This window comes from Bacillus timonensis (assembly GCF_000285535.1).
Classification (GTDB): Bacteria; Bacillota; Bacilli; order Bacillales; family Bacillaceae_L; genus Ferdinandcohnia; species Ferdinandcohnia timonensis.
In genome coordinates, this window is record NZ_HE610988.1 from 92,605 (window position 1) to 102,365 (window position 9,761).

10 protein-coding genes and 1 pseudogene are annotated in these 9,761 nt (G+C 36.8%); 3 read left to right on the forward strand and 8 right to left on the reverse strand.

The annotated features are described in order from the left end of the window. Positions 1–94 precede the first annotated feature (94 nt). From BTHG_RS18060 to BTHG_RS18075, 4 genes are all read right to left on the reverse strand, one after another. Complete coding sequence (locus tag BTHG_RS18060; protein WP_010678139.1) at positions 95–508, reverse strand: Fur family transcriptional regulator; 414 nt, start codon at positions 506–508, stop codon at positions 95–97. Then, a complete protein-coding gene (locus tag BTHG_RS18065) occupies positions 505–1,347 on the reverse strand; it encodes a metal ABC transporter permease (RefSeq protein WP_010678140.1) in 843 nt (280 codons plus the stop codon). Before BTHG_RS18065 ends, BTHG_RS18060 begins: the two co-directional genes overlap by 4 nt. A 4-nt stretch (positions 1,348–1,351) precedes the next feature. After that, positions 1,352–2,125, reverse strand: a complete 774-nt coding sequence (locus BTHG_RS18070) for a metal ABC transporter ATP-binding protein (protein WP_010678141.1) — start codon at positions 2,123–2,125, stop codon at positions 1,352–1,354. Positions 2,126–2,305: 180 nt separating this feature from the next. Further along, on the reverse strand, positions 2,306–3,175 hold the full coding sequence (locus BTHG_RS18075) for a YitT family protein (protein ID WP_042342258.1): 870 nt from the start codon (positions 3,173–3,175) through the stop codon (positions 2,306–2,308). A 91-nt stretch (positions 3,176–3,266) separates the two neighbouring features. Between BTHG_RS18075 and BTHG_RS18080 the strand changes: the two genes are divergently transcribed. Next, positions 3,267–3,539: a DUF2624 domain-containing protein gene (locus BTHG_RS18080; RefSeq protein WP_232284498.1), complete on the forward strand. Its 273-nt coding sequence runs from the start codon at positions 3,267–3,269 to the stop codon at positions 3,537–3,539. A 33-nt stretch (positions 3,540–3,572) separates the two neighbouring features. Here the strand turns inward: BTHG_RS18080 and BTHG_RS18085 are convergent, their stop codons facing one another. Together BTHG_RS18085 and BTHG_RS18090 are read right to left on the reverse strand one after the other, a co-directional pair. Beyond that, positions 3,573–4,466 carry a deoxyribonuclease IV gene (locus BTHG_RS18085; RefSeq protein WP_010678144.1) on the reverse strand — a complete coding sequence of 298 codons (894 nt, stop codon included), beginning with the start codon at positions 4,464–4,466 and terminating at the stop codon, positions 3,573–3,575. Between the two features lie 60 nt (positions 4,467–4,526). Continuing rightward, positions 4,527–5,834 (reverse strand): DEAD/DEAH box helicase, encoded by a 1,308-nt coding sequence (locus BTHG_RS18090; protein WP_010678145.1) that lies wholly within the window; start codon positions 5,832–5,834, stop codon positions 4,527–4,529. A gap of 248 nt (positions 5,835–6,082) precedes the next feature. On the opposite strand from BTHG_RS18090, the gene vrrA reads away from it, so the two are divergent. Together vrrA and BTHG_RS18100 are read left to right on the forward strand one after the other, a co-directional pair. Then, positions 6,083–6,757: a YqfQ protein gene (vrrA, locus tag BTHG_RS25975; protein WP_010678146.1), complete on the forward strand. Its 675-nt coding sequence runs from the start codon at positions 6,083–6,085 to the stop codon at positions 6,755–6,757. Positions 6,758–6,861: 104 nt separating this feature from the next. Further along, complete coding sequence (locus BTHG_RS18100; protein WP_010678147.1) at positions 6,862–7,809, forward strand: 4-hydroxy-3-methylbut-2-enyl diphosphate reductase; 948 nt, start codon at positions 6,862–6,864, stop codon at positions 7,807–7,809. A 37-nt stretch (positions 7,810–7,846) separates the two neighbouring features. On the opposite strand, the pseudogene BTHG_RS25355 reads toward BTHG_RS18100, so the two are convergent. Continuing rightward, positions 7,847–8,973: pseudogene (locus BTHG_RS25355) on the reverse strand (Nif3-like dinuclear metal center hexameric protein). Next, positions 8,970–9,674 carry a tRNA (adenine(22)-N(1))-methyltransferase gene (locus BTHG_RS18110; RefSeq protein ID WP_010678150.1) on the reverse strand — a complete coding sequence of 235 codons (705 nt, stop codon included), beginning with the start codon at positions 9,672–9,674 and terminating at the stop codon, positions 8,970–8,972. The pseudogene BTHG_RS25355 and the gene BTHG_RS18110 overlap by 4 nt, the downstream one beginning before the upstream one ends. Between the last annotated feature and the right edge of the window lie 87 nt (positions 9,675–9,761).

The window sequence follows — 9,761 nt, forward strand, 5'->3', positions numbered from 1 at the left end:
ATTTATAGTATGAGTTAAGGAAGAGGGAAATATGATTGTTAATCATTAACTATAGAACCAGTATAAATTCTAACATAAATTGCGTTGCGACTATTTACTCTCTACAATCCGGGCATGATCCATAAATTTCGAATTTATGGCCAGTAATATCATATCCCGATAAATTATCGATCATTTTATCCATCGGGCAGGATTCAATCTCTTTTGTTTTTCCACATTCTAAGCAAATAAAATGATGGTGGTGATGACTTCCACCACAAGTAAATCGGAAATGTTTTTCACCTGAAAGCTCCGTCATCTCCAGAATATTTAGTTCCACAAATAGTGAAAGGTTTCTGTAAATCGTATCAAAGCTTAGTCCCGGATAGTTTCCCTTTAATCTGTCCAAAACATCCTTGGCTGTTAAATATTTATCAGAAGTAGAAAATAGTTCAAGCATTTCTTGCCTTTTTCCTGTATGTTTAAACCCTTTTTCTTTCATTAACTGCATTGCTTCAGATACATTCATACTGCTCTTCCTTTCCACCATTTTTTCCAACTTATTGCACCTAAAAGAATAATGATTGCTAATACAACGATGGTTCCTCCAGAAGCCAAGTCAAGATAATATGAAAGCACTAATCCAAAAATGACTGCAAGTTCTCCAAATACAACAGAGAGGATAATGGTTTGTTTAAACCCTTTTGATATCCGAATAGCTGCCGCAACCGGTAATGTCATTAAAGATGACACCAATAAAATGCCGACAATTCTCATCGATGCTGCTATTACTAATGCAACAGTAACAATAAAGATAAAGTGAATGGTTTTCGAATTTATCCCTGAAACAGCTGCATGCTCTTCATCAAATGATAAAAGAAATAGTTCCTTGTATAGAAACACAACAATCAAAATAACAAGCACGGAAATTCCGAGGATGGTCCATAAATCAGACCGGCTTATCGCACTCACACTACCAAATAAATAATTAAATAAATCTGTATTAAAGCCGTCAGCAAGAGAAATAAAAATAACTCCTAAACCAATCCCACCTGATAAAATAATTGGAATTGCCAGCTCTTGATAATGCTTATACACCGTTCTTAACCGTTCAATAAAAAGAGAACCGGCGACTGAAAATGTCATTCCCATGTAAATTGGATTAATTGGCGTTGATAAGCCCAACTTTTTTTCCAGTAAGAGACTTGCAGCTATTCCTGCTAATGTAACATGACTTAATGCGTCAGCGATGAGTGAGAGTCTCCTAACCACAATAAAAACCCCTAGTAAAGGTCCTATAAATCCAATCAGCAAACCACTTAGGAATGCATTCTGTAAAAATTCATATTGAAAAATGTCTACTAGCATTGTTTCACCTTCCATGGCTATGATCATGGGTAATTACTTGGAGCGAATGTCCATAAAATTGGGATAAATCTGGGTCTGCAAACATGTCAAATTCTTTCGCACTTCCATGGAAATGCAGATGTTTATTCAAACACGCAACATGTGACACTTTATCCGAAATGGTCCCTACGTCATGAGTAACTAAAATCAGTGTAATTCCCTTTTTTTTATTTATATCTTCAAGCATATTGTAAAAAGTTTGGACTGTTTGTGCATCAACACCCACTGTCGGTTCATCAAGGATGAGGAGATCTGGTTCGCTAACAAGAGATCTTGCGATAAAGACACGTTGTTGTTGACCTCCAGAAAGCTCTCCAATGTTCCGATATAAAAACTTTTCCATACCAACAGATTGAAGAGCTTCGATTACTTTTTTCTTATGTTCATGCTTAAAAAAACGAAATAATCCTAGCTTTGCTGTCAGTCCGCTAGAAACAACTTCAAAAACAGTGGCCGGAAATCCTGAGTTAAAACTATTAGCTTTTTGGGAAACAAAACCGATTCTAGTCCAGTCTTTAAACTTCGAAATCGGTGTCCCAAATAATTCGATGGATCCTTTCTGAAGTTTTACAAGTCCAAGAATACTTTTTAAAAGAGTTGTTTTCCCAGAACCATTAGGGCCCACAATAGCCAAGAACGAGCCGCTAGGGACAACTAAGTGAATATTTTCTAATACGGTTTGATTGTCATATCGATAGGAAAGGTCCTTTATGGTTAATACCGAATTTGTTTTTTTCAAGTAATCACCTTATTTACAGTTTATTTCGCCCTTATTAAGAATCATTACGATTTATACTTTATGAAGTATACAGGATGATTTTCATAAAGTAAAGAAATTGATAATGACAAAAAAAGACTAACCCATTTTTGAAAGGAACTGTTTGTTAACAGAACTTTTTAAAAAAGGGCTAATCCTTTATTAGTGGACAGCTGATTTGAAGCGGCCACCTCTTACTTCATGCGTGTCCATAATCGTAATAAACGCATTTGGATCAATCTCCTGAATAATACCTTTAAGTTTAGTTACCTCAAGTCTTGTCACAACTACATACACAACTTCCTTTTCTTCGTCTGTATATCCACCTCTACCTTTCAGTTTCGTTGTACCACGACCAAGGCGATGTAAGATAGCATCAGAAATCTCATCAAACTGATCAGAAACGACAATTGCAGCCTTTGTTTCGTCTAAGCCCTCCACCACCGCATCTATTGTTTTAAAGGCAATATAATAGGCTAACACGGAATACATTGCTGACTCAATACCAAATACAAAACCAGCAACTGCAAAAATAAAGATATTGATAAACATTACAAATTCCCCAACAGAGAACGGTAATTTTTTTGTTAAAATGATGGATAAAATTTCAGTTCCATCCATCGATCCACCATTGCGAATTACAATCCCTACCCCTGTACCAAGAAGAAGACCTCCAAATACAGCTGCAAGAATTGGTTCAATATCAAACGGTTGTATATAGTGAAGCAAGGTTTCGATTATCGCCAGTGCAACAATACCTAAAATTGAAGACCACATAAAGGTTTTGCCAATTTGCTTATAGCCAGAATACATAAATGGTAGATTAAAGACCACGACAAGAAACCCAAATGTAATATAACTTGGTGTTAAATAATCAACAATTAAGGATATACCAATAATTCCACCATCAATAATTTTGTTTGGAATTAAGAAAAGTTCAATGGAGGTTGCAGCTAAACCTGCACCAATCATAATCATGACAACTCTTAGCACTCTATGGAAAACGCTTTCCTTCTTGTGCACTCTGTTCATCCCATCACTCCAATTCGAAATGAATTACCTTTTTTTATAGATTGTTTTATGCACACACCAACTCATGATGAAATAGACTAACGAGAGGAAGGTGAAGATTCTAACAATGAATATTTATCAACAAATCATTAACCAAAAATTAAAAACGTTAACACCAGATGACCTAATGAAATACGGGAAGCAATACGATATATATGTATCCAAACAACAAGCTACAAATGTTTTAAAATTAATTCGGAAAAACAAAAATATTAATATTTTTAATCCAGATGAAAAAAATCAACTTTTAAGGGAGATTGCCCGTGTTACTAGTCCTGAGGTCGCAAGAAAACTAAACCAATTATTTATCAAATTCACCAGTTGAAAAAAGCTGTCAATACTAGACAGCTTTTTCAATTTATTGATTGATAATTTTCTCTAATAAGCCTTCGTCAAATGATTTCCCGCGAATCATCTCAATTTCAAACTTATATGGAGCTTTCTTATTGTTTTTATCCTCACCGACATATGGTGTTTCAAGGATTTTAGGGACACTTTCAAGAGAAGGATGATGGACGATATACTTGATGGCATCAAACCCTATTTTTCCAAAGCCAATATTTTCATGGCGATCTTTACTTGCCCCTTTTTCATTTTTACTGTCATTTATATGAAGGACTTTAATACGATCTATACCAATTAATTTGTCGAATTGGTTTAATACCCCGTCAAAGTCATTCACAATGTCATAACCAGCATCGTGGGTGTGACATGTATCAAAGCAAACGGATAGGTTCTCATTATGTGTGACTCCATCAATAATTTGAGCAATTTCTTCGAATGAACGTCCACATTCAGAGCCCTTTCCTGCCATCGTTTCTAACGCAATCTGTACGCTGTGATCCTTTGTCAGAACCTCGTTTAAGCCCTCAATAATCTTCTTGATTCCAGCTTCAGGACCTGCACCTACATGTGCTCCTGGGTGTAAGACAATTTGTTTTGCTCCGAGAGCTTCTGTTCTCTCAATTTCTGAACGTAAGAAGTTTACACCTAGTTCGAAAGTAGCAGGGTTAGAGGTGTTACCGATGTTAATAATATATGGAGCATGAACAACTATTTCATCAATCCCGTTTTCTTTCATATGAGCTTGTCCAGCTTCAATATTTAAATCTTCTATTTTTTTACGTCTCGTATTTTGTGGTGCTCCTGTATAGATCATAAATGTGTTTGCACCATATGATACTGCTTCTTCACTTGCAGCAAGAAGCATTTTTTTCCCACTCATTGAAACATGTGAGCCTATTTTAAGCATGCTAAACCACTCCAATCTCCCTTACCCTATTTCATACAACTATTTTACCATAAATATTGCTTATTTTCTCTTCAAACGTTTTTGACGTTTTTTAATTTCTTCCATTTCTTTATTCATTTTTTTCTTATAACCTGGCTTCACTTTCTTAGGCTTTCTAACTTTGCTTTGTGCAAGTTTATCCACTTCATCAACTTGTTTTTTGCGAGCTTTCCGTTTATTTCGTTCACCAATATTGACCCATTCATCTTTTTCAAGGTCCATATTTACGAAAGTTACTCCCATCTTTTCAAGCCTTACGATTGCATCTTCATTTGCTGGTTCATAAATAGTTGCAGCAATCCCTGAAAAACCCGCTCTTGCAGTTCTACCAACCCTATGAATATAAAAATCAAGATCATTAGGCAGTTCATAATTAATGACATGACTTACACCTTCAATGTCAATACCTCGTGCAGCCAAATCAGTTGCAACAACATATTGGAATTCTAATGAATTAATTTGTTTCATCACCTTTTTACGTTCACGTGGAGGAAGGTCGCCGTGGATTCTTCCCACTTTCATCCCTTTAGCGATTAGGCCATCAGCTACTTCATCAGCCATTTTTTTCGTGTTTGTAAAAACAATTGCCAAGTATGGATTATACACTTCTAACATCGACTGAAGAAGGTTTAGCTTATTCCGATGTCGCAGTGGAACTAGTATATGTTCTACCTTTGCAGCTGTAGCCTGTTCTGGAGCTACATGTGTGTATCTTGGGTTTTCCATATATTTTTTTAAAAATGGTTTTAACTTTTCAGGTATGGTGGCAGAAAATACTAAAATTTGAAGGTCTTCTATCATCCTTGATGCGATTTGATCCACATCCTCAATGAATCCCATTTCAAGCATTAGGTCTGCTTCATCTACCACTATTTTACTAGCAGTATAAACCTGAAGAGCCTGCTCTTTCACTAAATCATGAATTCTACCAGGAGTTCCAACAACAATATGTGGCTGTGTTTTTAGTTTTTCAATTGCTCGTGCTTTATCAGTTCCACCTACAAATAATTTTGCAGTAATTGGACTTTCCTCGCTAAATTTAATGATTTTCCCAACCTCTTGATGGATTTGCGTAGCAAGCTCTCTTGTTGGAGCAGTTATTACTGCTTGTACCTCTTGTCTTGTCGGGTCAATTTTATCAATAATTGGCAATAAATAAGCATGTGTTTTACCAGTCCCTGTTTGTGATTGACCAATTGCATTTTCTCCTCGCTGAATGCTGGGTATTAATCTTTCTTGAATTTCAGTCGGTTTTGTAAAGTTAATTTCACGTAAAGCCTCTAATATAAACGGCTGAAACTTAAAATTTTCAAAATTTCGTACTGTCATAACGATCCCTCATTTATCTAAATATAAATTTATTATGTATAGAATGCGCACCTCTAATTTGAATTATAAATATGTATTATTTATAACCTAACAATTTATTATAAAGGAAAGCGAGTAAAAATACCAACCAGCCCATTTACCTGATTTGTTAAACATTTATACCACCCTCCGCATATCCTTAAAATAAGGTATTATCACGATACTCATTCTTCTACTTATTTTAGGTATTTGGAAAGGAGGAGAAGTAAATGTTTTTTCCACGACAACCAATGAATCAAATGAGGCCACAGTCCATGTATCCGCAACAATTTGGTTTCCGTCCACCAGGAATGTACGGTGGTATGCAAGGTAGAGCTGGCCTGGGGGGTATGCAGGGTATACAGGGTAGAGCTGGCCTGGGGGGCATGCAGGGTATGCAGGGTAGAGCTGGCCTAGGGGGTATGCAGGGTATGCAGGGTAGAGCTGGCCTGGGGGGTATGCAGGGTAAATCTGGCCTAGGTGGCCTGTTAAAACGACTAATTCCTGGCATGGGGCAGTCAAACCCGATGCAAGGAATGGGAGGCATGCCTGGAATCTTCAATCCTTCACAAGGGGTGAACACAAGCACCCTTCAAAATTTAGCAAACCCTTCAAATCTAAGCTCTATGTTAGGAAATGTACAAAAAACGTTAAAGATGGCTGAATCTGTTGTTCCAATGGTTCAGCAATATGGTCCACTTATGAAAAATATCCCTTCAATGATAAAAATGTACAGCGCTATTAAAAATGCAGGTAATGAAGAAAACACAGGTAATGCAGAGGAAGAAGAGAATGGAACAATCTCACTTTCTGATGTTACTTCAGATGGTGAAGAGTTAAAAAATGAAGAAGAACAGCAGAAAGCAAAAGGTTCAGGTAAATCCGTGCCAAAGCTTTACATTTAAAAGTCCTTTGATATATCCTTCATACTCAGATATAATAAATACGAGATTACGAGATTACCAGTAGGTATGAACTATCCGATTTATTACCTGAGGAGGAGAAGTGCATGGAAGTAATCAAAGTTGCACCCCGCGGTTATTGCTATGGTGTAGTAGATGCGATGGTTATTGCAAAAAATGCTGCTTTAGATAAAACTTTACCAAGACCAATTTATATACTAGGAATGATTGTTCATAATAAACATGTAACAGATGCCTTCGAGGAAGAAGGCATTATTACTCTTGATGGATCAAATCGTTTAGATATATTAAATCAGGTTAAAGAAGGCACCGTTATTTTCACAGCACACGGTGTTTCACCTGAGGTGAAAAGCTTAGCGAAAGAACGGGGGCTTGTTACCCTTGACGCTACTTGCCCGGATGTCACAAGAACACATGATTTAATCAAAGAAAAAACAGCCGAAGGTTTCCACATCATATATATTGGAAAAAAAGGCCATCCTGAGCCAGAAGGTGCATTAGGTGTAGCACCTGGATATGTTCATCTTGTTGAAACGGTTAAAGATGTAGAAAATCTTAAGCTTGACAGTGAAAAGCTTGTTGTAACCAACCAAACTACGATGAGTCAATGGGATGTTCTCCATGTTATGGAAAAAGTGAAGGAAAAGTTTCCACATACTGAAGTTCATAATGAAATTTGTTTAGCTACACAGGTTCGTCAAGAAGCTGTTGCTGAACAAGCAAAAGTGGCAGACCTAACAATTGTAGTTGGTGATCCAAAGAGTAATAACTCCAATCGTCTAGCACAGGTTTCTGAAGATATTGCAGGAACGAAAGCTTATCGTGTAGCAGATGTAAGTGATATTCAACTTGAATGGCTTGAGGGAGTAGAGAAGGTAGCAGTAACAGCCGGCGCTTCAACCCCAACGCCGATTACAAAAGAAGTCATTAACTTTTTAGAACAATTTGATCCTGAAAATGAAGAAACATGGGAACGAGTTCGAAAAGTACCACTTCATAAAGTGTTACCTAAAGTTAAAGTTCCAAAAAAATAATCAAAAGGTACTCCACGATAAAATGGAGTACCTTTTTTTATAAAAATGTAAATGGATCTGTGTTTAGTTCTGACGAGATCACCGTAACCTCATATTTCTTTTCTTTAAGACGCTTGGTAAGGATAGTAGCTACGCCTTTTTTCATTACTTTTTCAACATTATGACCCGGGTCAACAATATTAAGCCCCATCATCATTGCATCATGAGCGACATGATAATACAAATCTCCAGTTACATACACATCTGCCCCTGCTCTTTTCGCGTGTGAAATATATTTATTACCGTCTCCACCAAGTACAGCAACTTTTTTGACTTTATCACTAAGGGAACCGACAACACGAAGTCCATCTACTTCTAATTTATCTTTCACGTGTGAAGCAAACTCCTCAAGAGTCATTTCCTGTTCAAGATACCCGACCCTACCAAGTCCCAGCATCTTACCTTCATTTTCAACAGGATAAATATCGTATGCAACCTCTTCATAGGGATGGGCCTTAAGCAAAGCTGTGATAACCTTTTTTTGTAGACTGCTTGGAAAGATTGTTTCAATCTTCACTTCATCCACTTCTTCTAATTTACCTTTTTCTCCGATATGAGGGTTCGTCCCTTCTTGAGGTAAAAATGTTCCGATACCAGGGGTATTAAATGTACAATGACTGTAGTTTCCAATAAAACCGGCACCAGCTTCTCCTAAAGCTGTTCGAACTTCATCGGCAGATTTTCTCGGAGTATATACAGCTAGTTTTTTTAGTTTTTCTTCATAGGTCGGAGCCAATAATTCAATATTTGTTAACTCTAATGCAGTAGCTAACAAATCATTAACCCCGCCCACAGCTACATCTAAATTTGTATGTGCAGCATAGACTGAAATATTATGTAAAATACATTTTTCAATGATCCTTCCCGAAGGTGTATCCGTTTGAATCGCTTTTAAAGGGCGAAAAATTGGCGGGTGGTGGGCGATAATTAAATCTACATCATTTGCTATTGCTTCATCTACCACATTTTCTAACACATCAAGTACAACCATCATTTTTTTACCGGTTTGTTTAATGTTCCAATTTGAAGACCGATTTTTTCTCTGTCCCCTTCAACGGCTAAATGCTTTGGAGAAAATTGCTCAAAAACTTGAATCACTTCAAATCCATTAGGGATTTTGCTCATATTAATGCCTCCCTTACAAATGTGATTTTCTGCTCGAGTTCTTCTTTACGAGACCGATTTTCAGGACTTTCACCTGCTGCGTCAAGTTGTGCCACGATTTTTTCCCAGTGTTTTAATTCTTGCACCCATTTTTTCTTAAAAGTTTGACTTTTTTCTTTTACTAAAAATGGGCCAAGCAATAGTTCTTGTTCTTTATTTTGATAGGGTTTGAGTGGGTTTCCTTTTTCGGCTACTAATATTTCATAGATTTTTTTGTCTTCTTCTAAAATTTCTTCGGCTATTAGTTCCCACTCGTTTTCAATTAGCCATTCTCTGACTGTGGAAGCTCCAATATTCGGTTGGAGGATAAGTCGTTTTACACCAGGTAATTTACTTTTGCCATTTTCAAGAATAGAACGGATAAGTGAGCCCCCCATTCCTGCAATGGTAATACATGTTACTTCATTTGGTTGGATGACCTCTAGGCCATCACCTTTACGTGCTTCTAATTTTAAGTCTAGTTGGTTTTTTGAAATTTGTTTTTTTGCTGATTGTAACGGACCCTCAGCAACTTCTCCTGCAATCCCTTTAGAAATCATTCCGTTTAAGAATGCATAACATGGTAAGTATGCGTGATCAGAGCCGATATCTGCCAATATAGCCCCTTTTGGTATGTAAGATGCGACTGTTTCTAGCCGCTTTGATAGTTTTTCTTCATTCATAGTATAATAACACCACATTTTTATAAAAATTAATTAATTTTCATTATACAGGAAGGGTAAGGAAACTTCCATCCATGCTGATTGGGC